General features: G+C 69.9%; 31 protein-coding genes. 14 read left to right on the forward strand and 17 right to left on the reverse strand.

Annotation, left to right across the window (positions count from 1 at the left end; all coding sequences use genetic code 11):
- Positions 1-164: 164 nt before the first annotated feature.
- Positions 165-1,532: an L-serine ammonia-lyase gene (locus tag IH68_RS0144875; protein ID WP_030948415.1), complete on the forward strand. Its 1,368-nt coding sequence runs from the start codon at positions 165-167 to the stop codon at positions 1,530-1,532.
- Between the two features lie 310 nt (positions 1,533-1,842).
- Here IH68_RS0144875 and IH68_RS56815 read toward each other — a convergent pair whose 3' ends face one another.
- The 7 genes from IH68_RS56815 to IH68_RS0144915 form a co-directional block, all read right to left on the reverse strand.
- The gene (locus IH68_RS56815) at positions 1,843-2,046 is read right to left on the reverse strand and encodes a hypothetical protein (protein WP_030948418.1); all 204 of its coding nucleotides are present in this window, start codon (positions 2,044-2,046) and stop codon (positions 1,843-1,845) included.
- A gap of 28 nt (positions 2,047-2,074) precedes the next feature.
- A complete protein-coding gene (locus IH68_RS0144890) occupies positions 2,075-3,091 on the reverse strand; it encodes a slipin family protein (protein WP_078912902.1) in 1,017 nt (338 codons plus the stop codon).
- A gap of 125 nt (positions 3,092-3,216) precedes the next feature.
- Complete coding sequence (locus IH68_RS0144895; RefSeq protein ID WP_030948425.1) at positions 3,217-3,720, reverse strand: DUF5994 family protein; 504 nt, start codon at positions 3,718-3,720, stop codon at positions 3,217-3,219.
- Positions 3,721-3,738: 18 nt separating this feature from the next.
- Positions 3,739-4,014: a hypothetical protein gene (locus IH68_RS0144900; RefSeq protein ID WP_030948429.1), complete on the reverse strand. Its 276-nt coding sequence runs from the start codon at positions 4,012-4,014 to the stop codon at positions 3,739-3,741.
- A 5-nt stretch (positions 4,015-4,019) separates the two neighbouring features.
- Positions 4,020-4,397: a hypothetical protein gene (locus IH68_RS52170; protein ID WP_051834050.1), complete on the reverse strand. Its 378-nt coding sequence runs from the start codon at positions 4,395-4,397 to the stop codon at positions 4,020-4,022.
- Positions 4,398-5,134: 737 nt separating this feature from the next.
- Positions 5,135-5,305, reverse strand: a complete 171-nt coding sequence (locus IH68_RS57490) for a hypothetical protein (protein ID WP_180292269.1) — start codon at positions 5,303-5,305, stop codon at positions 5,135-5,137.
- Between the two features lie 33 nt (positions 5,306-5,338).
- Positions 5,339-5,695 carry a PRC-barrel domain-containing protein gene (locus IH68_RS0144915; protein ID WP_030948435.1) on the reverse strand — a complete coding sequence of 119 codons (357 nt, stop codon included), beginning with the start codon at positions 5,693-5,695 and terminating at the stop codon, positions 5,339-5,341.
- Between the two features lie 799 nt (positions 5,696-6,494).
- Between IH68_RS0144915 and IH68_RS0144920 the strand changes: the two genes are divergently transcribed.
- Positions 6,495-6,755 carry a hypothetical protein gene (locus tag IH68_RS0144920; RefSeq protein WP_030948438.1) on the forward strand — a complete coding sequence of 87 codons (261 nt, stop codon included), beginning with the start codon at positions 6,495-6,497 and terminating at the stop codon, positions 6,753-6,755.
- Entirely contained in the window at positions 6,752-7,096 is a 345-nt protein-coding gene (locus tag IH68_RS0144925) for an ANTAR domain-containing protein (RefSeq protein ID WP_037886330.1), read from the forward strand. Before IH68_RS0144920 ends, IH68_RS0144925 begins: the two co-directional genes overlap by 4 nt.
- A 52-nt stretch (positions 7,097-7,148) precedes the next feature.
- Here the strand turns inward: IH68_RS0144925 and IH68_RS0144930 are convergent, their stop codons facing one another.
- The 6 genes from IH68_RS0144930 to IH68_RS0144955 all read right to left on the reverse strand — a co-directional run bounded on the left by IH68_RS0144930 (position 7,149) and on the right by IH68_RS0144955 (position 12,698).
- Positions 7,149-8,579, reverse strand: a complete 1,431-nt coding sequence (locus IH68_RS0144930; protein WP_051834051.1) for a PP2C family protein-serine/threonine phosphatase — start codon at positions 8,577-8,579, stop codon at positions 7,149-7,151.
- 84 nt (positions 8,580-8,663) lie between these two features.
- Complete coding sequence (locus IH68_RS0144935) at positions 8,664-9,308, reverse strand: hypothetical protein (protein ID WP_234341800.1); 645 nt, start codon at positions 9,306-9,308, stop codon at positions 8,664-8,666.
- Between the two features lie 767 nt (positions 9,309-10,075).
- A complete protein-coding gene (locus tag IH68_RS0144940; protein WP_030948449.1) occupies positions 10,076-10,792 on the reverse strand; it encodes a GAF and ANTAR domain-containing protein in 717 nt (238 codons plus the stop codon).
- A gap of 79 nt (positions 10,793-10,871) precedes the next feature.
- Positions 10,872-11,618, reverse strand: a complete 747-nt coding sequence (locus tag IH68_RS0144945; protein ID WP_030948453.1) for an ANTAR domain-containing protein — start codon at positions 11,616-11,618, stop codon at positions 10,872-10,874.
- Entirely contained in the window at positions 11,608-12,279 is a 672-nt protein-coding gene (locus IH68_RS0144950) for a hypothetical protein (protein WP_234341801.1), read from the reverse strand. The genes IH68_RS0144945 and IH68_RS0144950 overlap by 11 nt, the downstream gene beginning before the upstream one ends.
- On the reverse strand, positions 12,276-12,698 hold the full coding sequence (locus IH68_RS0144955) for an STAS domain-containing protein (protein WP_030948460.1): 423 nt from the start codon (positions 12,696-12,698) through the stop codon (positions 12,276-12,278). The genes IH68_RS0144950 and IH68_RS0144955 overlap by 4 nt, the downstream gene beginning before the upstream one ends.
- A 446-nt stretch (positions 12,699-13,144) precedes the next feature.
- On the opposite strand from IH68_RS0144955, the gene IH68_RS0144960 reads away from it, so the two are divergent.
- Positions 13,145-13,639, forward strand: a complete 495-nt coding sequence (locus IH68_RS0144960; protein ID WP_030948464.1) for an Asp23/Gls24 family envelope stress response protein — start codon at positions 13,145-13,147, stop codon at positions 13,637-13,639.
- 418 nt (positions 13,640-14,057) lie between these two features.
- Here IH68_RS0144960 and IH68_RS0144965 read toward each other — a convergent pair whose 3' ends face one another.
- The 3 genes from IH68_RS0144965 to IH68_RS0144975 all read right to left on the reverse strand — a co-directional run bounded on the left by IH68_RS0144965 (position 14,058) and on the right by IH68_RS0144975 (position 15,191).
- Entirely contained in the window at positions 14,058-14,414 is a 357-nt protein-coding gene (locus IH68_RS0144965; protein ID WP_030948467.1) for a PRC-barrel domain-containing protein, read from the reverse strand.
- Between the two features lie 9 nt (positions 14,415-14,423).
- Positions 14,424-14,816, reverse strand: a complete 393-nt coding sequence (locus IH68_RS0144970) for an ANTAR domain-containing protein (protein WP_037886333.1) — start codon at positions 14,814-14,816, stop codon at positions 14,424-14,426.
- An 81-nt stretch (positions 14,817-14,897) separates the two neighbouring features.
- Positions 14,898-15,191: a hypothetical protein gene (locus IH68_RS0144975; protein WP_030948471.1), complete on the reverse strand. Its 294-nt coding sequence runs from the start codon at positions 15,189-15,191 to the stop codon at positions 14,898-14,900.
- A gap of 383 nt (positions 15,192-15,574) precedes the next feature.
- Between IH68_RS0144975 and IH68_RS0144980 the strand changes: the two genes are divergently transcribed.
- The 5 genes from IH68_RS0144980 (at position 15,575) to IH68_RS50910 (ending at position 17,498) form a co-directional block, all read left to right on the forward strand.
- Positions 15,575-15,784: a hypothetical protein gene (locus tag IH68_RS0144980; RefSeq protein ID WP_030948473.1), complete on the forward strand. Its 210-nt coding sequence runs from the start codon at positions 15,575-15,577 to the stop codon at positions 15,782-15,784.
- A gap of 117 nt (positions 15,785-15,901) precedes the next feature.
- Entirely contained in the window at positions 15,902-16,051 is a 150-nt protein-coding gene (locus IH68_RS0144985) for a hypothetical protein (protein ID WP_030948476.1), read from the forward strand.
- Between the two features lie 93 nt (positions 16,052-16,144).
- Positions 16,145-16,318, forward strand: coding sequence for a CsbD family protein (locus IH68_RS54500; RefSeq protein ID WP_078912903.1), 174 nt, complete (start codon positions 16,145-16,147; stop codon positions 16,316-16,318).
- A 128-nt stretch (positions 16,319-16,446) separates the two neighbouring features.
- Positions 16,447-17,064 (forward strand): hypothetical protein, encoded by a 618-nt coding sequence (locus IH68_RS0144995; protein ID WP_030948479.1) that lies wholly within the window; start codon positions 16,447-16,449, stop codon positions 17,062-17,064.
- The gene (locus IH68_RS50910) at positions 17,064-17,498 is read left to right on the forward strand and encodes a hypothetical protein (protein ID WP_199932000.1); all 435 of its coding nucleotides are present in this window, start codon (positions 17,064-17,066) and stop codon (positions 17,496-17,498) included. The genes IH68_RS0144995 and IH68_RS50910 overlap by 1 nt, the downstream gene beginning before the upstream one ends.
- A 182-nt stretch (positions 17,499-17,680) precedes the next feature.
- Here IH68_RS50910 and IH68_RS0145005 read toward each other — a convergent pair whose 3' ends face one another.
- The gene (locus IH68_RS0145005; RefSeq protein WP_030948483.1) at positions 17,681-18,745 is read right to left on the reverse strand and encodes a fatty acid desaturase family protein; all 1,065 of its coding nucleotides are present in this window, start codon (positions 18,743-18,745) and stop codon (positions 17,681-17,683) included.
- Positions 18,746-19,305: 560 nt separating this feature from the next.
- Between IH68_RS0145005 and IH68_RS50915 the strand changes: the two genes are divergently transcribed.
- From IH68_RS50915 to IH68_RS0145030, 5 genes are all read left to right on the forward strand, one after another.
- Positions 19,306-19,599, forward strand: a complete 294-nt coding sequence (locus tag IH68_RS50915) for an ATP-binding protein (protein ID WP_051834052.1) — start codon at positions 19,306-19,308, stop codon at positions 19,597-19,599.
- A 254-nt stretch (positions 19,600-19,853) separates the two neighbouring features.
- The gene (locus tag IH68_RS0145015) at positions 19,854-20,702 is read left to right on the forward strand and encodes a slipin family protein (protein WP_030948496.1); all 849 of its coding nucleotides are present in this window, start codon (positions 19,854-19,856) and stop codon (positions 20,700-20,702) included.
- A gap of 331 nt (positions 20,703-21,033) precedes the next feature.
- Entirely contained in the window at positions 21,034-21,414 is a 381-nt protein-coding gene (locus IH68_RS0145020) for an STAS domain-containing protein (RefSeq protein ID WP_030948499.1), read from the forward strand.
- A 384-nt stretch (positions 21,415-21,798) separates the two neighbouring features.
- Complete coding sequence (locus IH68_RS0145025; protein WP_199932001.1) at positions 21,799-22,830, forward strand: phosphatidylinositol-specific phospholipase C domain-containing protein; 1,032 nt, start codon at positions 21,799-21,801, stop codon at positions 22,828-22,830.
- Positions 22,831-22,928: 98 nt separating this feature from the next.
- Positions 22,929-23,486, forward strand: a complete 558-nt coding sequence (locus IH68_RS0145030) for a glycoside hydrolase family 25 protein (protein ID WP_030948504.1) — start codon at positions 22,929-22,931, stop codon at positions 23,484-23,486.
- Positions 23,487-23,495 lie beyond the last annotated feature (9 nt).

Below are 23,495 nucleotides of genomic sequence, written 5' to 3' on the forward strand. Positions count from 1 at the left end.
GACGTCATCGCCGAGGCACTCAAGCCGTCCTACGAGGCCGAGGCACTCAAGACCCGGGTCAAGGCCCTCGCCGACAAGCACCCGCTCTACCCCGGTCTGAACAAGTAGTTCCCCGGTGGGGGCACCCGACGACGTGTGCCCCCACCCTTTTCGGAGGAGTTCCCGTGGCCATCTCGGTCTTCGACCTGTTCTCGATCGGCATAGGCCCGTCGAGCTCCCACACGGTGGGACCGATGCGTGCGGCCCGCATGTTCGCCCGCCGCCTGCGCAACGAGGAGCTGCTGGGCTCCGTCGCGTCCGTCCGCGCCGAGCTGTACGGCTCCCTGGGGGCGACCGGCCACGGCCACGGCACCCCCAAGGCGGTGCTGCTCGGCCTGGAGGGCGCCTCGCCACGGACGGTGGACGTGGAGGGGGCGGACGAGCGGGTGGAGGCGATCAAGTCGTCCGGCCGGATCCGGCTCCTCGGCGAGCACGAGATCCCGTTCTCCTTCGACGACGACCTGAAACTGCACCGCCGCAAGACCCTCCCGTACCACGCGAACGGCATGACCGTGTGGGCGTTCGACGCCTCGGGTACGGAGCTGCTGTCGAAGACGTACTACTCGGTGGGCGGCGGCTTCGTCGTCGACGAGGACGCGGTCGGCCAGGACCGCATCAAGCTGGACGACACGGTGCTGAAGTACCCCTTCCGCACGGGCGACGAGCTGCTGCGCCTGACGAACGAGACGGGCCTGTCCATCTCCGCCCTGATGCTGGAGAACGAGCGGGCCTGGCGCACCGAGGACGAGATCCGCTCGGGGCTCCTGGACATCTGGCGGGTCATGCAGGCGTGCGTGTCCCGCGGCATGTCCCGCGAGGGCATCCTGCCCGGCGGTCTGAAGGTGCGGCGCCGGGCCGCGGTCTCCGCCCGCCAACTCCGCGCCGAGGGCGACCCGTTGGCGCACGCCATGGAGTGGATCACGCTCTACGCGATGGCGGTGAACGAGGAGAACGCGGCGGGCGGCCGGGTCGTCACCGCCCCCACGAACGGCGCGGCGGGCATCATCCCGGCCGTTCTGCACTACTACATCAACTTCGTGCCGGGCGCCGACGAGGACGGAGTCGTCCGCTTCCTGCTGGCCGCGGGCGCGATCGGCATGCTCTTCAAGGAGAACGCCTCGATCTCCGGCGCCGAGGTCGGCTGCCAGGGCGAGGTCGGCTCGGCCTGCTCGATGGCGGCGGGCGCACTGGCCGAGGTGCTCGGCGGCTCTCCCGAACAGGTGGAGAACGCCGCGGAGATCGGCATGGAACACAACCTCGGCCTGACCTGCGACCCCGTAGGCGGCCTGGTCCAGATCCCCTGCATCGAGCGCAACGGCATGGCCGCGGTGAAGGCGGTCACGGCCGCCCGGATGGCGATGCGCGGCGACGGCTCGCACAAGGTGTCCCTGGACAAGGTCATCAAGACGATGAAGGACACCGGCGCGGACATGTCCGTGAAGTACAAGGAGACGGCGCGCGGTGGGCTCGCGGTGAACATCATCGAGTGCTGACAAGTAGGCTCTGACCGGCGCGTTCTTATCTTTCAGCGCCGTCGTGGCCTTCCCTCGTTGCTCGGCGGAAAATCCCCGGAAGTTCCTGGGACAGGCTTGGAGGTCCCCGAACGGGCAGGCGCTCACGGGAGGAGAGCAGGGCCAGACGTGCCTGCACCGTCGTGAACGGTGGGCGATCTCCTACCCGCCGACCGTAGTGGCACAGCACGCCCCGACGGCCTTCGCTCTCGGCGTCGAACGATTCGAAGCAGCCCCAGGAGAGACCGTCCCCGCTTACAACGCCGCCCGCTGCGTCGTCAACGCGATGCGCCTACCGCAGCCGCATCGGCGAGACCCTCGCCCTGAGGACGAAGTGTTCCCGGCCAAGGGGTGATGCGGCCAAGCGGTGGAGGAACCGCTCGGGGACGTACTCGACCATGACCTCGTCCCGGTCCGGCGCCAGCCAACGGTTCACCCGACGCAACCGCACCGCGACCATGGTGGACGACTCGCCGCCCTGGAGCTCGGCGCTCATCCGCCGGCTGCCCGGGACCGGGCGGGGATCACCCACCGGCATGTGACGCGTCGGAGTCGGAATCCGCGTGGGTCGGCCAGTTGTCCCGCCGTTCCCGCGCCACTGCCGTGCGACTGCCGATCCGTTCTCCCTGGGAGCCGACCCGTTCTCCGCTCAGAGGGAAGGCGGGCGCAGTCGGTTGGACAGAGGTGATCAGTTCGGAGAGTTCATGGGGTTCCGGGCGCTCCGGGCGCTCCGGGAGCGCGGGGCGCGGGATGCTCCGGTGGATGGATTCGCCGTCGGTCTCCCGGCTCTGGTGCTCGAAGAAGCGGAGCATCTCCACCGGGAACGGCATGACCAGGGTGCTGTTCTTCTCCGCCGAGACGTCCACCACGGTCTGCAGGAGGCGCAGTTGGAGCGCGCCCGGAGTGTCGGCCATGGTCGCCGCGGCGTCACTCAGACGCTGGGACGCCTGGAACTCACCGTCGGCGGCGATGACCCGGGCACGGCGTTCACGCTCGGCCTCGGCCTGCTTGGACATGGAGCGCATCATCGACTGCGGAAGGGCGATGTCCTTGATCTCCACCCGCTCGATGCGCAGTCCCCACGGTTCCTCGGTGGGGGCGTCCATCACCTTCTTGAGCTCCGCGTTGATGTGGTCGCGGTCGGAGAGGAGTGTGTCCAGATCCGCCCTGCCGATGACCGCGCGCAGCGAGGTCTGGGCGATCTGGGAGACGGCGCTGGGGTAATTGCGGACGTTCACCAGGGCCTTGACCGGGTCGATGACCCGGAAGTAGACGACCGCGTCTACGGTGAGCGTCACGTTGTCGGCGGTGATGGACCCCTGCGGCGGGATGCCCAGCACCTCGGTCTGGACGGACACCTTCCGCATCCGGTCCCCGATCGGCCGGATGACACGCAGGCCGGGCCCGCGGATGTCCGGCAGCAGCCGCCCGAAGCGGAACACCACGCCCTTCTCGTACTGCTGGACGTTGCGCAGGCTCAGGCCGAGCAGGACCAGCCCGGCCACGGCGAACACCACCAGCACAGTGATCAGAACACCCATGGTTCTCACATTCCTTACGTCGATGACGGTCCCGGACCGAGCGGTCCGGGAAGCACCCGGCACGGGAGGACCCCGGCCTGTGCCCGTGGGTGCGGCCGGGGTCCCGGGCTGCTGTTGAGGCTCTGCTACGTCGGCCCGGCTCGGCCGGGAGAACTCTGCGGTACGTCGCTCGGGCCGGCCCCGGTGATGCCGGTGGCGGCCAGAATCCGCTCGGCTGAGACGTCGTTGTCGTCCTGTACGGCCATGACCATCGCGTCGTGCGCGGGGCCGATACCGGCCCCCGGCGGGATCACCAGGAACAGGAAGTGGTCCTGGTCGCCACGGGTGACGATCATGGTGTGGTCGCCCACGGCGGACCAGTCGATACGCACCATGTGCCCGTCGACGAACAGATGGCCCGGAGCCCCGTCCCAGTCGCTCGCGTCGAGGCCCACGCGGGCAATGGGGCCCAGGCGGGCCGTCAGCGCGGTGAGGAGAGCCGACAGCTGGCTCTTGAGGTCGCGGGTCCGCGGCCACCAGGCGCCGTCGAACGTCCCCGTGCGCCTCGCTGTGGTCTCCATCCGCAGGACCGCGGTGCCGGGAAGCACCGGCTCACCGCCGGTGTCTGCCAGAAGCTTCACGGACTGCATGGCGGGGAGCATGGCGACTCACTTCCCCGCCGTCCGGGTCCGGGTCCGGCGCCGTGGCCGGAGCCGTCCGCGTCCCCCGTCGCGGTGGTCGCGGCGATCGCCGGCGCCATTCGTTCCGGCACGACCGCGAAGCTTCTGCGGGGCCGATGGTGCCGACCCCCGGACAGCCGACCGGGAGCGGCCGTAGTGGAAATCGGCGATGCGCTCGTCGTGCTGGTTGTTGAGCAGGTGGATCAGGAGCACACCGACAGCGACCATCGCCAGGAGCGCCATCAAGGCCACGAAGGTCTCCATGACCCTCACATGCCCTTCGCCGGATGCGGTGTCGGCAGGGCGCCTGCCGGAATGGTGAGTACCGGAGCAGTGACTGCCGGGATCCGTGGACGTGAGGCCGGACCGGGAGCCTCACGGCCTCCTTCGGCATCCCAGACGACCTCCACGGCCCGTTCGGCCGCCGTCACGGTGCGCAGACGCGCCGCCTCCTCCATCAGCGGTCCCGCGGTCGACGTGCGCAGCGGGTCGCTCACGGCGTCCATCAGCCACGAGGCCGAGACGCGAGTCGTCTGCGGGTCGAGCAGGGCTGTCGCCCGGGGAAGTTCCGCCCCCGGATAACAGGAGTGGTACCACCAGGCGCCCTCCTGCAGAGCCGGAACCGAACCGGTGAGAGCCGACGGCATGCGGAGAGACGGAGAAGAGGGCCGATGTTCGATTGCCGGCGCGTACGAAACGGTCGCTGTCATGATGCGAACCCTGCTCCGGGCCGGTCGGACCGGCCCGGTGAAATCAATCGCCGAAAACGACACAAGCATGGAGGCCGGTGCGCGAAATACCCTCGGTAACATCAGCTTACTCCTTCGGCGGGCCGTTCCACGGACGCGATCCGTACAAGTGTGGGAAGTGGACGGACCGACGCCGAGCATGCGGGTACCGATCGGCTGCCGAGGTCGGCCGTCTGCGGCAGTGAGGAGCGCGCCATGGGCGCGAACACGGCCGAGACCGCGTTGTCCGACACGCTTCAGAAGCTGACGGACCATCTGGCGGCCTCCCACGCCGACCTGCTCATCCGACCGACCCGATCCCCCAGCTCCCTCTCGGGAGGAGACCGGCGGGATACGAGGCCACTCGGTCACCGCAGCTCTGCGAAGGCTTCGCATCGCCCTGACCCGCTCGGCACCGGCACCTCGCCCGTGATCAGCACGACAACGGTGCTCGGGGCAACGCCGACCGCTTCCCCGGCGGGGGCAGCCGCTGAAGCAGCTCCCAGAGCGGACGTGAACCTCCCGCCCACTTCCCCAGCGTTCCGAAGTCGGCCGAGAAGCGCGCGTGACCGTGCATTCCGGCCGGGGTGGTCGCCGCCGCCTCGACCCGGCATGTTCCAGCGGTGACGTGCGTGATCCGCTGCCACCCGTCGCCGTCAGCGGAGAGGACGCCGCCGGGCGCGCCGGGACAGCCGCACGGCGACCACGGTCACGTCGGCCACGAGAACCACGATGCCGACGATCAGCAGATAGCCCAGACCTGCGGCCGTCACGCCGATGATTCCCAGGACGACGGCAACAAGGAGGAACAGGAGAAAGTACGCCATGGCTTGGACACCTCCCTTGGACCGTGCCGTCGCTCAGCGGCGTGCGAGCTTTCGTTCGCCGTTCACGCCCGGCTGGTACGTCATCCCGTAGTGCTGGAAGATCGCTTCCTCCTGCTCGGCGGGCAGGACGTCGTCCGTGCCGATCGAAGGAGCCTTCCTGACCAGGCTCCTGGCGTGGGCGATCTTCACGTAGCCCGGCCCCAGGAGTGCGTCGTCAACGGGCACGAAGACCAGGCGCCGACGAGTCGGCAGCCCGGTCCGTACGGTGGCCACGGCCGGTTCGTCGGTGGTGGTGTCCACGTAGACCGCTTCGAGCACGCCGATCCTGTGACCCTTCGGGTCGACGACGTCATGGGTGCGCCACTCGCGGATGTCGACTGCCTGGATCATGCGCTGTCCCTCCTGAGCGGGACACCGGTCGAGGCGGGCCGCCTCCCCTGGAAGATCGCGGCCAGGCCGGAACCGGAAGAGCGGCTGTGACAACGACTCCGGCGCAACCACGCCGGAGTCGCCCTTCCGGGCGGCTGCACGTGAGAGTGAGCCAACCCACAATCCATGTTACTGCGGCCGCCGCGGCTCGCGCTCTTGATGGATACGCCGGTGCGGTGGATCCAAGACCCGCTCACACGCGCAGCAGCCGTTGCGTGGTCTCCCGTCCCGGTTCCTGCCGGGCCTCGTGGCGGGCGGGGTGCGCGGCATCCCCGCCACCGGGACGATGCCGCTGCCCGCCGTCACCCTCGGCATCCGCGGCGGCAGGGCATCCTCTCCTGGTGGACTACCGGCGCCTGACACCGCCGCGCCCGCGCATCGCGGAGCCGACGGATCCAGGCGACCAGCAGGACGGCTGCGACCCACCACAGGACGTGCAGGGCGGCGACGGCAGATGTGGCTTCGCCGGGATGCCATGGCGACGGCGACTGCGGGAGCGGCCTCGCTCGTGACGCGGCAGGTTCCCGCGCCGATACGCGAGGTGCGTCCGCGGAGCGCGAGGGTGATCGAGGCGGCCGGGGGCTCGGACCGCACCGCACACGTCGGCTCTCGCCGCGCTCCCTGAACGGCCGGCAAGGGACCATCAGCTCCGGGTGCGAGACCGTTACACGGGGCGTCACCAGCTGCCTCAGGACAGGGCTACGCTGTTCGAACAGGCCCAGGCCCCCGGCAGTGAAGCGCCGCTCCGGGGAGGCCCACCGTGTTCGCCCTGCTCCTCATCCTCGTCGTGGTCCTGTCCGGCTTCTGCTTCCTCAGCCCCTTCTGGTGGGTGGTCGCGACCTCAGTCGTGCTGGTGTTCGGCGCCATCCAATACGGGCGCCGTGGTGAAGGCGGGGGCTGGGACCGTGGCGGCAGTTCCGATCTCCGGGAGCACCAGGACCACCGGAAGCGCCGGTACCGCCCTCGGCATCGGGAGCGCTGGAGGCGCGAGGCCCTTCGGGACCGCGAGCACCGCGGGTGACCGACACCACGCCCCGTGAAGAGCCGCCGCTGTCGACGGCTCGGGATGCGGCACTGCTGGCCGAGGTCGGCGAACTGCGGGCCGCCAACGAGCAGTTGGAGCGGGCGCTGGCGAGCCGTGCGGTGATCGACCAGGCGTGCGGCATGGTGATGGCCCTGGCGCCCTGCACCAGTGAGAGGGCCTGGGACCTGCTGGTGGGCGTGTCGCAGCGCTGCAACATCAAGCTCCGGGACGTGGCCGCGGCCCTGGTCGCCACGACGAAGGACGAGGCGCTCCCGGCACCGGTGCGACAGGAGCTGCGCCAGGCGCTGCGGCGCCTCCATTCGGCGGACCGGAGATGACGGCGGGCGCGCCCGGCGGTCGGCCTGTCTGCTCATCGCCCGTGCGGCCCGGTCACGTGCTGTCGGGGGGCCGGAGGGGCACGCTGGTGTGCGCGGTGCCCGAAGCGCCGGAGGGTGTGGTGGCGGGCGTCGTGGAGGTGGCGCTGAGGGCGAGGAGCGCGACGTCGTCCGCGGGTCCTGCGGGGAAGGTGTTCAGCAGCGCGGTGAGGTCGCTGATGATCGCGGTGGCGCCGAGGGCTCGGTTGGTGGCGGCGTGGTGGGTGAGGTGGGAGGACAGGCCGCTCTCGCCGAACCGGGCGCCGCGGGAAGTACGGGCCTCGGTGAGTCCGTTGCTGTAGAGGAAGAGCGCCTCGCCGGGCAGGAGTTGAACGGCCCGGGAGACGAAGTCCGCCTGCGGCAGGGCGCCGACAAGCATCCCTCCCGCCAGGTTCACCTGCTCGGTCCCGGCTGCTGCCCGGGCGGGCCCGTCGCGGCGGGCGGGCCGCAGGTGGTGGGCCGGGAGATGGCCGCCTCCGGCGAGGGTGAGGGCGAAGCCGCCCGCGGGGTCGGGAGCGAGGGTGCCGAAGACGAGGGTGCAGAAGCCGCTGCCGTCGGACGATGCCGACAGCAGGGCGGTGTTGAGCACCCGCAGTACGGCACACGGATCCGGTTCCAACAGAGCGGTGGTACGCAGGGTGTAGCGGATCAGCGAGGTGAGCGCGGCGGCGGGCGCGCCCCGGCCGCTGACGTCGCCGAGGAAGAACGCCCACCGCCCGGCGCCGAGCGGGAAGACGTCGTAGAAGTCGCCGCCGACGTCGTGGACCGAGGCGGTGGTGTAGTGGCAGGCGGCCTCCAGGCCCGGCACTTCCGGCAGTGCCGGGGGCAGCAGGGAGCGCTGCAGTGTGGAGGCGTACGCGACGATCTCCGACCGGTCCCGCTCGGCGCGCTCACGTGCCGCGTGTTCCACCTCAACCAGTTCCCGTTCCACGCGGAGCATGCGCAGGGCGGCCAGCCGCAGTTCGAGTTCGTCCATCACGAGCGCGGCCAGGTCGGTCAGGGCGGTGGCCTGATCCGCTGTGATGCGGCGCGGCCTGGTGTCCAGGACGTCCACGGTGCCCAGGCGGTGACCGTCGCCGGTGGTGATCGGGGCAGCGGCGTAGAAGCGCGCCCGAGCGGGACCGGTCACCAGGGAGTGGGCGCGGGCGACCGGGTCGTCGAGGGTGTCGGGGACGACCAGAGGACTGCCCGTGGTGATCACCGAGGTGCACAGCCCCGGGTCCCGGCCGATCTGCGTGACCCCCGCCAGACCGTACGCGGCCTTGAACCAGACCCGGTCGGTGTCCACGATCGTCACCGTTGCGGACGGAGCGTCGAACAGGCGGGCCGCCAGCGCGGCGATCCGGTCGAAGGCACCGTCCGGCGGGGTGTCCAGGATGTCGTAACGACGCACCGCGGCGATCCGCCGCGCCTCCTGCTCCGCAGACAGCTCAACCTGCTCCTCCATGGCTTCTCGACGCCTCCACGTCTTCGCACGTCCACGTCGCGCGTCTCCGGCTTCGCACGCGTCGCACCCGGCCGGCGCAGGCGGCTATCCGGGCCGTTGGGTCCGGTCGTTGTGCGCGAGGCCGTCCGGATGCTGCGTCGTGCGCTCTCCGAGGGACAGAAGCAGTACGCACAGGACGGTCGGGGCGCGGTGGACCTGGCCCACCTCCTGCCAGCCCCACGCCTCCAAGGCAGCACGGGCCGGGCGGTCGGACTGGTCCAGCAAGGTGACGCCGAGCGAAGCCTGGTGGTCGGCGAGCAGGCGCTCCTGGAGCCGGCGAGCGAGCCCGCGGGCGTACTGGTGCGGATGGACGACGGTTTCGAGGATCGCGAAGACGTGTCCGGACGCGGTCAGTTGCTCCAGGTTCTGGGGCAGCGGCCCGTCGAACCCCTGCCACCAGGAGCCGTCACGTGGCACGGGGATTCCGAAGACACACCCGGTCAGGGACCGGGCCTCGGCGACCAGCATGTCGAATCCCGGCAGTTTCACGCCGTCCGCCAGACGGCGCAGGAACTCCTGCCGGCCGCGGAACTCCTCGCCCGGCGGGGTGGTGGTGGACTCCACGTACAGATCCGCCAGGTCCTCTCGCATGCCCTCGGCCTGCCAGCGGTTCAGCCGGCGCAGCCGCACCGTGTCCATGGCGGACGGCTCCGGGCCTTCGGGTTCGTGGGGTTGCCGCGGAGTGCGCATGGGGCGCCTCGGTTCAGGAGACCGGCAGATGGGCGGGAGTGCCATCGTGGCCGATGTGTGGTGCGGCGCCGGGGTCCGGGACGTCTGTTCGCCAGCATAGCCCCGGATCGGCGCCGCTCCGGGGCCAGTTGGGGGCACGGGGCCACTGTGGCCCGGGCGGCGGGTCGGCCGACCGCCAGGTCGTTCAGGTCATGGGGCGATCCCTTCGGCCAGACGTGCGGCGGGTGCCGACCATCGGCTTCGGCTGTACGAGCCTGTGCCGAAGAGTTCCCGCAGCCACGGCCAAGGAACCGGTCCTCCCGCCGTGGCTGCCGCTCGCCTGTGGCGGCCGGCATCGGCCCGGTGCTCGACGCGACACCGCGCACATCCGGCGTTCACACGAGACGAGCACACTTACGTCAGGCCCTGTTCCGCCGCTCCTGAATCTGCTCTAGGCTGCACGCAGGGAAGGTGGGACTGCGACCGTTTCAGGTACCAGCAAGTCTCCCCACCCAGGCTCCCAGCCCCCGAGTCGGAAACCAGGCCCGGCTGGAGCCGTATCGCCGGACAGCGCGGCTCCAGCCCAAGTCCTCTCGGCAATTTCCAGACGGGGTGTTCCCATCAGTCCCGCCGCCGCAGAGGGCAACGCGCGAGGACACGGCGGAGGGGGGCCTCCCGTTCCTTGCGCTCCGGACGGCCGCCGCCGTCGTGCGGCGGCGGCTGTCCGGCCCACGGTTCCCGGCGCAGGAGCGGCGTGCCGGTGCGCGTCGGCTGCGGCGCGGAGTGGGTCAGGACCCCAGCCCGGCAAGGGGTTCCGAGCCGTCGATGAAGGCGCGGGCCACGTCGGCCAGGCGCCGGTTGTGGGAGCGGGCATAACCGCGCAGCGCGCTGAACGCCTGCTCCATGTCTATGCCCTGGCGTTCGGCGAGCTTCCCCTTGGCCTGTTCGATCAGTACCCGGCTGTTCAGCGCCGTCTGCAGCTGCTCGTTGAGCACCGTGCTGCGCTGCGCGGTGCGTTGTTGCAGCAGGCTGATGGTGGCGACGTCGGCCAGCGCCTGGGCGACGAGGGTGGCGGCCGGGTCGAAGGGGCCGGGCGCGGCACGGAAGAGGTTCAGGGCGCCCACTGTCTCCTCCCGCAGGCGCATGGGCAGGGCCTGGACGGCCCCGAATCCGCTGCGGTGGGCCGCCGTGACGAAGCGCGGCCAGCGGTCGACCTCCCGGGTCAGGTCGGGGATGATCACCGGCGCGCCGGTGCGGAAGCACGTGAGGCAGGGGCCTTGGTCGTTCTGGAGCTGGAAGAGCTCCAGCACACGCACCTGTTCGTCGGAGGCGGCCATGACGCGGAGTTTGCCGTCCCGGTCTGCGAGCAGGACCCCGGCGGCGCTCGCGTCGAGCATGCCGACGCAGCGGTCGGTCAGCAGGCGCAGGAAGTCCATGAGGTCGAAGTCGGCGACCAGGTTGTCGGCCAACTCGACGAAGGTCTTGGCCAGGAGTTGTTGATCCATCGTGGACACCCTCGATTAAGACTGGTCCCGCCGGGAAGGGGCGGGAAGTACGGCATGTTCCTCGGCCGACACCGATGCGTCAGGTTTCCTCCCCGGCCTGGTCCGGCTCCGCGTCCGGGGAGAAACGAAGCCGACGGGCCACCACGTCCGCAGCCACGTCGGCGAGCCGGCGTCCCTGTGCATAGGCGTAGGCGCGGAGCCGGACGAAGGCTTCCTCGATGCCGACGCCGAGCTGAACCGTGAGCATCCCGCTGGCCTGGTCGATCTCCGCCCGGTAGGCGCCCAGGTCCTCGACGGGGCCATCACGCGGCCCGCCCGTCTCGTCGATGCGCGCGTCGAGCAGCACCAGAGTCGCGAGGTCGGCGAACGCCAGCGCGTCCGCCAGTTCCTCCGCGTCCAACCGGACCGGAACGTGGGCGTACAGGTCCAGAACTCCCGGGCTGATCGCGCCCATCTGCAGAGGAAGCGCGAAGACCGCGCGGGCCCCGGCTTCCAGGGCCGCATCGGCGAACACCATCCAGCGATCCTGCAGGCCACGGGTGAGCAGATCGGGTGTCAGGACGGCCGAGCCGTGCAGGAAGGCGTCCACACAGGGCCCCTCGCCCAGCGTGAGCTGGAGCTCTTCCAGTTGCTCGCTGACAGTGTCGGTGCTGCACAGCGGGTGGCTCGGCGCGGCCCTGGACATCGCCGACAGCCCGGCCCCGCCGACCGGCAGCGCGGCGACGGCCGCGGTACACACGTCCACCACGTCGACCCGGGCACCGCGCCGGGCCGCCTGCTCGGCCACCAGTAGCTGGATGCGGGCCGACCTGCTCTCAGCGCCCACCCGGGCCACCGCCTCCCGGCATCGCGACAAGGCCCACCCCCGTCACCGTGGCGCGTTCCGCCAGGGGAAACACCAGCGCGCGGAACGTGGTGACGCCCAGTGGCCTGCGAAGCTCTCCGACATCCAGCCATCCCCAGGAGCGGAGCGCGGAGAGAGTCGGGTGATCGGCCCCGTCCACCAAGGTGGCGCCGAGCGAGGCCTGGTGGTCGGTCAGCAGCCGCTCCTGCACACGCCGGGCGAGTTCCCGGTCCTGCGGGTGCGGGCGGATCAGGATGTCACCGAACGCGAAGGCCCTGCCGGACACCGTGAGTTGCCCGACGCCGCGCGGCAGGACTCCGTCGAAGCCGAGCCACCACGAGCCGTCACCGCGCACCGGGAATCCGAAGGCGCATCCCATCAGGCCGTCCGACTCGGCGATCACCATGGCGAATCCCGGTCGGCCCATGTCCGCGGTGAGACGGTTCAGGAAGTCCTGGCGGCCGGGACGGCGGTACGCATCACCCGTGTCCGGCACGCGGGACTCCACATACAACCCCGCCAGATCCTCGCGCAGGTCCTCCACCAGCCGACGGTTCAGCCGGCGCAGTCGCACCGGCGCCACGGCGCAGGCCTCGCCGTTCCCCGGCTTCCGTGGCTGTCCCCGCCCGGGTCCGGCCGTCATCGCACATCGCCCGGGAGAACAGGCGCAGGCGGGACAGACCCGTGCGGCAGGGCTGGAGCCGGCACAGCCCGCGCGTCGCGGGAAGGAGGTGGCAGGTCGTACGGAGGACCGAGGAGCAGGAACCCGCACCCGGTGAGGCCGACTACAAGGACGAGCATCGGCGGTGGGTGGTGCAGTCGCAGGGTCCCGCCCGCCACGGTGGTCTGCCGCGCGGCGTGCAGGAAGGCGTTGAGTCCGCTGCAGTCACAGAAACTGACAGGAGTGAGGTCGACGTCGATGGCGCGGATGCCGTCCCGCAAGCACTGCTCCAGGGATGCGCGCACCAACGGCGCGGATTCGAAGTCGATCTCACCGGCCAGGGTGATCAGCGCCCGTTTCCTTCGGTCACGGCGATACACGGTGAGCTGTGGAAGGGGCATGACGCCTCGGTTCGGAAGACCATCCGGCAGCGGGCCCGGCCGTGCCGGATATCCGGCACCACCTGACGCCCTCCAGATGGGGGCGTACGTTCGGCGGAGTCGGAGCGAAGGCAGGTCCGACCGCCCGTGCGACAGGACAGAGGAGCACCCGGTTCCCTCCTGGAATGCGCCGGGTGACGGACTACGAGTCCGCTCCCCGCGCTCTATGTGTCGAGCAACGACAAGCCGCCGGGGTCTGGGACGTCCGTACAGCAGCATAGTCCCCGGCGCGGTCCGGTGGGGTCCGCTGACCCGCCTGGTCCCAGCGCCTGGACCGCGGCCGCGATGTGACGCCGTACGCGGGCATGTCCGACGCGTAGCGCGGTACTGGGCAAGCGGCGCGAAACGCGGCGGCCGACGGCCGCCGGGCACGTCAGTCAGTGCACCACCCGAGGAGGTGGCTTCGCATGACGGAGCCGAACGGTTCCACCCTGCCCGAGCCCGGCCCGGGGGAACCCCGCACCGACCTGGGCACGACACTGCAATCCGCACGCCCCCGGCTCCGGGAACAGCCTGGGACCCGCGGCCGGACGACCATCGCCGACGGGGTGGTGGAGAAGATCGCCGGCATCGCCGCACGGGAGGTCCCGGGAATCCACGCGCTGGGCGGCGGATTCACCCGCACCATGGGCGCGATGCGCGACCGGGTCCCGGGCGGACATCCGAGCGCGGGGCGTGGCGTCAAGGTCGAGGTCGGCGAGAAGCAGACCGCCATCGATCTCCAGGTCGTCGTCGCATACGGAGTGAGCATCACCGACCTCGCCGCAGAGGTCCGTGAGAACGTGATCGCGGCGGTGGAACGGATGACGGGCCTGGAGGTCGTCGAGGTGAACATCGCGGTCAACGACGTGCACCTGCCGGACGAGGACACGCAGGAGACCCCCGAGGACCGGGTGCATTGAGGCCATGCCCGGGCAGACGCGGGCGCGGCTGCCCGGGGCAGTCTCCGGATGCTCTCGGACGGTCGATCACCGGCGACCCGAGTCGTCGGGCCCGGGACACGTCGAACGGACGCGGTCGGCTCAGCAGGACGGAGCTGGGGGCTGTGGGCGGCGGTTCAGCGCCGTCGGCATGTCACGGACAGTCAACGCCGCGCACAGGTTCCGGTACGTGGGCACCGAAGGGGCGGACCACGGGCGGCCCGTCCCGCACCGGTGCCCTGCGCGGTTGCGCGTCGGCGGAGGGGGCCGGCGCGGGGGTGTCTGCGGGAAGCCGCGGAGCGTCGCGACCACGCCTCTGGTCCCGTCCGGGTCGAAACGGACGGCAGCCATCGAAGATGCCGGGCCAGGCGAACACGGCAGCCCTCCCGTCCGAGGGCGGTCAGCGGCGCGCAAGTTGCCGTTCCCCGGCCGCACCGGGCTGGTAGGGCAGTCCGTAGTGCTTGAAGACCGCTTCCTCCTGCTCGGCGGGAAGCACGTCGTCGGTACCGATCGAAGGAGCCTGCTTCACCAGCGTTCTGACATAGCCGACCTTCAGATAGCCCGGGCCGACGATCGCGTCCTCAAGTGGGACGAAGACCAGACGGTGCCGGGTGGGCAGTCCGGTCCGTACCGTGGCCATGGCCGGCTCGTCGGTGGTGGTGTCCACATAGACCGCCTCCAGGACACCGATCTTGTGCGACTCGGGGTCGACGACATCGCGGTTGCGCCATTCCCGGACGTCGGCTGCGTGGATCATGGTCTCTCCCTATCTGGACGACTCATCGGCCGATGACGAGCCGCACCCTCGGTCCTCCGCGTGAAACCGCCGCAGTGCACGACGCAGCGCACGCTGCATCCGCTCCGGGAGCGGCTTGCCCTCCCAGGCGGCGACCACGGCCGCGGCCACCTCCGGAAGTCTGGTGCCGCACTGCCGCGAGACGTCGACCAGCAGGTTCCTGGCCGCCCCGCGGCTGCAGGGGGTCAGGACCATCACCATTCCGCAGGCCTGGTCGATGACCGCACGGCCGGTCAGCGCCCGCCGCAGCTGATCGTTCTCGGCGCGCAGTGCGACGAGGTCCTGCCCCGCCGATGCGTTCCCCCACGTGGCCTCGGCCCGCAGTTTCCACCAGTCCTCTTGGAGCACGGTTGTGCGTTGCATGGCATGTACCTCTTCACGAGTTCGACGTCTCCGGTCTGGCCGGAGCCGTCCCGGACCGTGGCTGCCCGCCCGCTCCACGGGTCACCTGTGGTGGTCATGGTCCCGACGGTCCTCACGCCGCCAGCGCGCCCGGTTCTGGCGGCTGTAGCGGCGGTCCCAGCGGTCCTGGCGATCCCGGCGCTCCTGATAGCCCCGGTAGTCCCGGGGCTGCCGATGGTCCCCGAGATCGGAACCGCCACGGCTTCGGCCTCCGCCACGATCGCGGCCGTGGCGGGTCGCGCCGTAGACCAGCACCGCCGCCGCCACCCACCAGACGGGGTGAAGGAAGCCGAAGCCGAAGAGAACGGCGATGAGGATGAGGAGCAGGACGAACACGGTGGGCCTCCCCGGGAGCAGAACACGGCATCGATACCGGGGACTGGGGCCTTACCCCTCAGCGTAGTCCTGCCCGACGCGTGCGGGTACCGTCCGACGTCAGCGCGTCCCGTCCGGTACTGATGGCTGCTTGCCACCTGTCGGGAAACCGCGGCGAGGGCTAGCGTGCGACATGCCGCCCCGGCCCCCGGCAGCGTCGCACCGCCAACGCGCTCCCCAGAGGGCGCACCCTGCGCATCGGTGCCGGAACCCGCCGCGTCACGAGCCCGGCCGTTCCCGCACACGCCCGTCGTCACGAGAACCCGGCGAAGCCCCGATGCGCTTCAAGCGGGCAACGATCTGCCGCCCGCCGCGTCGCACGCATCCCCTACCAGGCGGTACACATGTACGCGCTGATCGTTCCCGCTTCGACCCCCTTCGTCCTGCTCATCGGGGTGATGGCCCTTTCGTGGTGGGAGGACCACATCCTCCCGCCGTCGACCGAGCCGGCCGAATCCCCCGCCGAGGCTCCGCTCATCCCGGCGGCCCCGGCGCAGCTCCCAGAACTCGCCCGTGTCGACGCCGCGTTGACAGAGGAGGTTGCCGGGCGTTGACTGACAACACGGCGTAGGGCCATGCCACTCCGGAACATCGGGGCGCGGCATTCCACCTTCCCGCTTCGCCCGGACCCCGCGGAATCAAGGAAATTCCCGCGATCTGGAGGCCCGGCGATGATCTGGATTCTTCTCCTTCTGCTGATCCTGGTGGTCTTCGGGTTCGGCTTCACGATGCAGATCCTGTGGTGGGTCGCCGCCGTCCTGCTCGTCGTCTGGATCGTCGGCTTCGCGATGCGCGGGCGCGGCAGTGGCCGCCGCCGGTAGTCCGTTCCGGAGCCCGCCCCTGCCCGCGGGGACAACGGTCTGTACGGCGATCACACGCGGGACCCCACTCACCAGACAAGCAGGAGGCCGGCCATGAATGTCGGACAGACCATCAAGCACAAGACACAGGCGTTCAAGGGCCGGGTCACCGAACGCATCGGCCGGACCACCCGCAACAGGCGACTGCAACGCGAAGGCAGGACCGACCGGGTCTCCGGAAACCTGAAGCAGTCCGGCGACAAGGCCAAGGACGCCTTCAGGCCCTGACCACCAACGCCCCGGGGGTGCCCGCGTCGGGCGGACACCACCCGGCAGCCCGAACACTCGACCAGCCGACAGGAATCGACGGCAATGAAGCAGACCAGCGTGCGCACCGAGAGCCGGAGAAGGCAGCCATGATCATCGTCGTGATCATGGCCGTGGCCGTCATCGGCCTGGCCATCCTCCTCTACACGGGACGTGGACGAACCCGAGGCGGTGGCGGGCAGGGACTGAAGCGCCGCTTCGGACCCGAGTACGCCCGCGCAGTCGCCGACCACGACGGCGACACCAAGGCCGCCGAACAGGAACTCGGCAAGCGTGTGCAGGAGCACGGCTCCCTCACGCAGCAGGCGCTGACGCCCGCGGCCCGCGAGCGCTACAGGACGCGATGGGCCGCCATCCAGGAGCAGTTCGTCGAATCACCGCAGCAGGCCGTCACCGAGGCGGACACACTGCTGGCGCGCCTGGCAAGGGACCGCGGCTTCCCCGACGGCGAGCGGTACGAGGACCAGATCGCCGCCCTCTCCGTCCACCACGCCCACCACGTCCAGGGCTACCGCAGCATGCACACGGCGGCCCACGGGCCGAGCGGTACCGAGGACATGCGGGAGGCGATGGTCGAATCCCGAAGCCTCTTCGAAGCACTGGTCACCGGACAGCCTGCCACCCCGCCCCGGCCCTTTGCCCCCGACGGCCAAGGCAAAGCGCCGTGGCCACTGACCCGACGCCACGCGAAGGGAAGCAGCACCTGATGTCCCACGACGCCGAACCCGCACCGCAGCCCCAGCCTGGGAGCCCGGATCCGACCCGGCTCGCCCCGCAGGCGGCCCGCACCGATTCCGCTCACGCACCGCGTGAGCCCGGCACCGGCGCCGACGGCCCCGATCGCACGCCCGGCCCGGACCTGATCCCGCAGGGCGACCGGGGCAAGCTGGCCCTGCGTCTCCAGCAGGCCCTGGCCACCTTCGTCGACGGGCCGCGCCAAGCGGTGGAAGAGGCCGACGCCGTCCTCGACGAGGTCACCACCCGGTTCGCCGACACCCTCGCGGAACGACGGCGCGTCCTGCGCACAGGCTGGCAGGACCCGGACGCCGACGTGCAGACCGAGGAACTACGGCTCGCCCTGAGGCAGTACCGGGAGATCACCCAACGGCTGCTGCACATGTCGGTGCCTGCCGGTCAGTGACAGCGTCCTCCCCGCAAGAAGGACGGCCGCCGCAGGAGAACGGTGCGTACCTCACACCGGTCGGACTGCGACGGCCGTCTCCTGCGATCAGGGGAATCCGAACGGTCGCCCGCGTCGCGGTCACGGTCGGCAACGGGGTTCGGCACGACGGCCGCGACGACATACGGTTCCGTCCGCGCAGTTCATCCGGTCGGTACGGCGAAGCGCAGGATGCGTCCCCAGGTGGAGCCGTACTGCCGCCACAACGGTCCGGTGATGTACGGGATGTTGTGCTTCTCGCAGAGTGCACGCATGTGCGGGGCGATCTCGGCGTAGCGGTTGCTGGGCAGATCCGGGAAGGCATGGTGCTCGATCTGATGGCCGAGATTGCCGCTGAGGACGTGGAAGAGCGGGCCGCCTTCGATGTTGGCGGAGCCCTGGACCTGACGCAGGTACCACTCACCGCGGGTCTCGTCCTCGATGTGCTCCTCGGTGAACGTCTGGACGTCACCGGGGAAATGCCCGCAGAAGATGATGGTGTGGGTCCACAGGTTGCGCACCGTGTTGGCGGTGAGGTTCCCGAGCAGACACGGCAGTGCGGAGGGCCCGGCCAGCAGCGGGAAGAACACGTAGTCCTTGGCGAGTTGGCGGGTCGCCTTGGCGAGAAACCCGCGCGCGTCGCTGAGGAAGGAGCGCCATGGCTTGCGGCCGGCGACGACGGCATCCGGTTCCAGGTCGTACAGCGCGATGCCCCACTCGAAGAGGGGCGCGAGCAGGAAGTTGTAGAACGGCTGGGCGAGATGGCGCGGATGCCAGGCCTGGTCGGCGCTCATCCGGAAGGCGACGTACCCGAGGTCGCGGTCGCGGTCCACGACGTTGGTCCAGGTGTGGTGGAGGTGGTTGTGGGTGTGCTTCCAGGCCTCGGCGGGGGCGAGGAAGTCCCACTCCCAGGTCGTCGAGTGGATCGCCGGGTCGCACATCCAGTCCCACTGACCGTGCAGGATGTTGTGGCCCAGCTCCATGTTCTCCAGGATCTTGGCGAGGGAGAGCAGGGCGGTGCCCGCCACCCAGGCGGGCGGGAACAGCGAGACGGCGAGGGCGACCCGGCCTCCCGCCTCCAGGCCGCGATGCACGGCGATCACCGTACGGATGTAGCGCGCGTCGTCGGCGCCGCGCGTGGCGATGATCTCGGCACGTATGCGGTCGAGTTCCTTGCCGAACTCGTCGCCGAGGGTGACCTCGGGAGGCTCGGGAGCGGTTGCGGTCACAGGGGACTCCTTGCGTGGCTGGGCGTGAATTTCGCCGGTACTCGGGTCGCGTACGCGACCTGCAGGAGGGAACAGGTCCACAAGCCGGGGCCCGGGTGGTCGTCGGCGGACGCATGGTGGCGTTCATCGCAGGCCACCGACCGGCCGACAGAAGGATCTCGTTACGGTGCGTCCGACGCCCCGACGCCGAACCGAGGCGCGCGCATCGCTGGTGCCGAGACCTGCGTGCACGGCGCGCCTCCCTGGAGCAGAGCGACTGAGCTGCTGCCGGGGGCTCGGGCCTCGTCGGTCAGCCTAGTGCCGCTTCCAGGTCGGCCGACAGTGCGCCTACGGCCAACCACGGTCAGGACTCGCCGGGTCGGGTACGGGTGAGGTCGGACAGAAGCGCGGACAGGAGGACCGCGGCCGCTCTCGTCTGCACCGAGGGCGCCCCGTCCGCCCACGGTCGGAAAGCCAACGAAACGACACCGGCCTGCGGACCCGGCTGGTCACCGAGACCGGCCTGGCCTCCGCCGTCCCGGGCTTCAGCCCGCCATGCGGATGACCGACTGCTGGACACCTTGGTCGCCGACGACATCGCCGACCAGCTGCCCGCCGTACTGCGCGAAGCCCTCACCAACACCGCCCGGCACGCCCACGCCACCGCTGTCGACGCCGAGGCCACCGCCACCCGCCCGCCGCTGCGGGTCGCCGACAACGGCCGCAGCATCGACCCCGCCCGCACCCGCTGCGGCGGACTGGCCAATCTCCACGCCCGAGCCGTGGAGCCCGGCGGCACCCTCACTCTCACTCCCCGTCGTCCCACCGGCACCGTCCTGGAGTGGACCGTCCCACTCCCCGCCGACAACGGCTGAGTCTCTCCTCGCAAACCCCGGCGCTCCGGGGACCGTTCAGCCCAAGCGGCAGACGCGAGCAGCAAGGGATGCTGGACACTTGGCGGGCCCGCGGCCCGCACCGCGCCCGCTCAGGTGACAAGGCGCGGTTCTCACAGAGGCCCGAGCACCCGGGAAACGTGCCGGTGCCCCCGTGACTCACGCGCCACCACCCGATCACCCGTCCCCGGGACCGCGCGCGACAACGACGCGGCCCTCAACCTGAGGAGCAGCTCATGGGAGTCCTGATCTTCCTACTGGTCGTCGTCGCGGCTCTTGCCGTCCTGGCACTCGCGATGGCCTTGAAAATCGTCAAGCAGTACGAGCAGGGAGTGCTGTTCCGCTTCGGTCGCCTGGTGGGAACCCGGGATCCGGGGCTGCGGATCATCATCCCGTTCGTGGATGTGCTGCACCGGGTGTCACTGCGGATCGTCACCATGCCCATCCAGTCCCAGGGGATCATCACGCGGGACAACGTGAGCGTGGACGTGTCGGCGGTCGCCTACTTCCGGGTGACCGACGCGGTGAAGTCGGTCATCGCCGTCGAGAACGTCCACGCCGCGATCAACCAGATCGCCCAGACCACCCTGCGAAAGGTCGTCGGCCAACACACCCTCGACGAGACCCTCTCCGAGACCGACCGCATCAACCTGGACATCCGCGAGATCCTCGACGTCACCACAGCGGAATGGGGCGTCCAGGTCACCCTGGTCGAGCTCAAGGACATCCAGCTGCCCGACACCATGAAGCGCGCCATGGCCCGCCAGGCCGAGGCCGAGCGGGAGAAGCGAGCGAAGATCATCAACGCGGAGGGCGAGTCCCTGGCCGCCGCCCTCGGTGACGCCTCCGACACGATGATGGCCCACCCCCTGGCCCTGCAACTGCGCAACCTGCAGAGCCTGGTGGAGATCGCCGTGGACAAGAACAGCACGGTCGTCTTCCCCGCACCCCTCATGAGCACCATCGGCGAACTCGGCGCCTTCCTCGCCCGGGAGACGGCAGCGGCCACCTCCTCGGCACCGCCCAGCGACCTGACCAAGACGATCCCCGGACCCACGTCGAACGGCGTGCCCGAGACCGTGTGACCGTCGTACACCGCGGTCGTGTGAACACGGCGAGAAAGCGAAAGGATCATCCGGTCCGGACTCTCCACCCGACGTGTCACAGAACACGACAGGCAGGAAAGCCTCGGCTCTCCTTGACGTCTGCGAGCCACGGAGAGCCGAGGCGAGCCATGTCAAGCAGATATGTTGAAAAACGCCCCATCGAGCGAACTCCTCGTACAGAGAATCGTTTTGTCGCGCAAGAGGCGGGAATGGGTCATACGCTGGCCGCCTGTTGCCGCCCCAGCCCCTGGTGGCGAAAGCGTCCTTGCTCCCGAGATCTCGGGCAGCTGGGCTCACCGGGGGAGACGCCGTGCAACAGGGCAACAAGGCATGGCCCTATGGGCACATCCGCAGCCAACAGGTCAGCGGATGCACCGTCATCGAGTTCCACGGCGAGGTCGACATCGCCGCCGCCCAACAAATCATGCCGGACCTGGACACCGCGACAGCCGCTCGAGGTCGAACCGTGGTGATCGATCTGACTCCGGTCGAGTTCTTCGACTGCTACGGACTACGACTGCTGTGCCACGCCGAGCGGCGGGTCAGGGAGCGGCACGGTTGGCTGTTACTCGTCTGCCCGCATCCGATGATCCTGAGGATCCTGCACGCGGGAAACCTCATGGACCGGTTCACCCCGCTCGCCACACGGGAAGAAGCCCTGGCGCTCGCCGACGCGGAGGCCACGGGCTGACCCGTGGAGCGAATGGGACCGGGTCAGTCCGGTGCGTCCGGGCACGGTACGGCCAGGTCCCTGAGCCGGGTCTCCTTGGCGTCCAGCCGCCTGCCCTCGGCGTGCCGGCGGTGCCGCGCCCGGGCTCGCCGGCGGGCCGGCCCTGAGCCGACCGATCGAGTCCGGGCGCCCTCGTGTCGCGAGTACGGGCAACCCGAAGGACAAGGCGAATCTCCAGGCCAGGACCAAGCAGAAGGCCCAGCGGAAGAAGCCCAAGATGAACATCATCGAGTACTGAACTCCCCTTTGCCCGACGGAGGTCGGCGTTCCCCTTAGGTCTACCGGCCGGTAACGGCTTTCCCCTACGCTGCCGCCAACTCGGCGACAGTGAAGGGGACTTGACCCATGAGGGTTGCGAGACGGCCGGCGGCGCTCATGGGCGCGGTCGCGATGCTGATGGCGGTACCCGGCAACGCCCACGCGGCGGCACCGAAGTTCTCCGAGACGACGACGATCGGGACGCACAACGCCTACGAGAAGGACAAGTACACGTACTGGGCACAGGCGTTGGACTCGGGGGCCTCGCTGCTCGAGCTCGACGTCTACGCGGACAGCCTGAACAGGCGGTGGCGGGTCAGCCACAGCAACCCGCTCGGCAACGACAACAACTGCGAGTACGCGGACGAGCCGAGCGAGCTGTACAGCAAGGACCGCAACCAGGACCTCGGCAGCTGCCTGGATAACATGGCGGCCTGGGAGCAACTGCATCCGAATCACGCGCCGGTCATCGTCAAGGTCGAGATGAAGGTCGGCTTCAACAACAACGTCGGCCTCGGACCCGACGAGTTCGACACGCTGGTGTCGCAGAAGCTCGGCAGCAGCGTCTACAAGCCGTCGGACCTGCTGGGGTCCTCGTACTCCACCCTCGACGCAGCCGCGAAGGCGAACGCCTGGCCGTCCCGCGACGCCCTCAAGGGCAAGTTCGTCTTCGAACTGATCCCCGGGACGGTGGAGAAGTCGAACCCCTTCGACCACTACTGGACCGACGAGGAGTACGGCGACCATCTGCGCGACCTGTACGCGGCGGGGAACATCTCGGCGGCACAGGCCTTCCCGGCGGTGCTGGACGCGGCGAACGGCGACCCGCGCACCAGCCGCTACGACTCCTCGATCCGCCCCTGGTTCGTCTTCTTCGACGGGGACGCGGCGACGTACGTGAACAACGGCTACGACACGTCCTTCTACTCCGCCAACCACTACATCCTGATCATGACGGACGCCTACAACGTGTCTCCGGCGATCTCGTCGACCAACCCCACGGACGCGGAAGTCGCCGCACGGCTGGCCCTGCTGGCGGCGGATCACGCGAGTGTGATCACTTCCGACTGGTCGGCGAAGTCCGCGTCGGTGCTGGCCTCCGCGGCGGCCCGGGGCTGACGTTTCCACGTCGTTTCCACATCCGGAACGGATCACCCGTGCAAAGGTGGGGATGAATCAACCGCTGTCCCCCCACCGGCACTTCAGGGAGTCCATCCATGCTGCGCGGTATCGATGTGAGCGCCTACCAGTCCTCCTCGTACGGCACGGACGGCCTCTCCTTCGTCTTCATCAAGGCGACGGAGGGCCGCTCGTACGTCAATCCGAGACTCGGCGCCCAGACAAAACACGGTCGCGACGCGGGCCTCGTCGTCGGCTTCTACCACTTCCTGTGGCCGGGCCATCTCCAGGCCCAGGCCGACTACTTCGTCCGGCACGCCCCGGAGAAGGCGGGCGACATCCTCGCCGTGGACTGGGAGCGGACCAGCGCCGGGACGCACGCGAGCAACGCGGAGAAGGACCTGTTCATCCGCAAGGTGAAGGAACTGCGGCCGAACAACCAGGTCGTGCTCTACACCAATCGCGACTTCTGGCTCAACGTAGACACGACCTCGTACGCCGGTGACGGCCTCTGGATCGCCGACTACGTCACGGCGGGCAAGCCCCGTATCAAGGCCAAGTGGCGCTTCCACCAGTACACCAGCGAGCCGCACGACAAGGATGTCGCGGACTTCGCCGACAAGGCCGCGCTGAAGGAGTGGGCCACGAGCGCGTGACGGCCACGC

It is taken from the genome of Streptomyces sp. NRRL S-646 (genome assembly GCF_000720765.1).
In the GTDB taxonomy this organism is placed as follows: domain Bacteria; phylum Actinomycetota; class Actinomycetes; order Streptomycetales; family Streptomycetaceae; genus Streptomyces.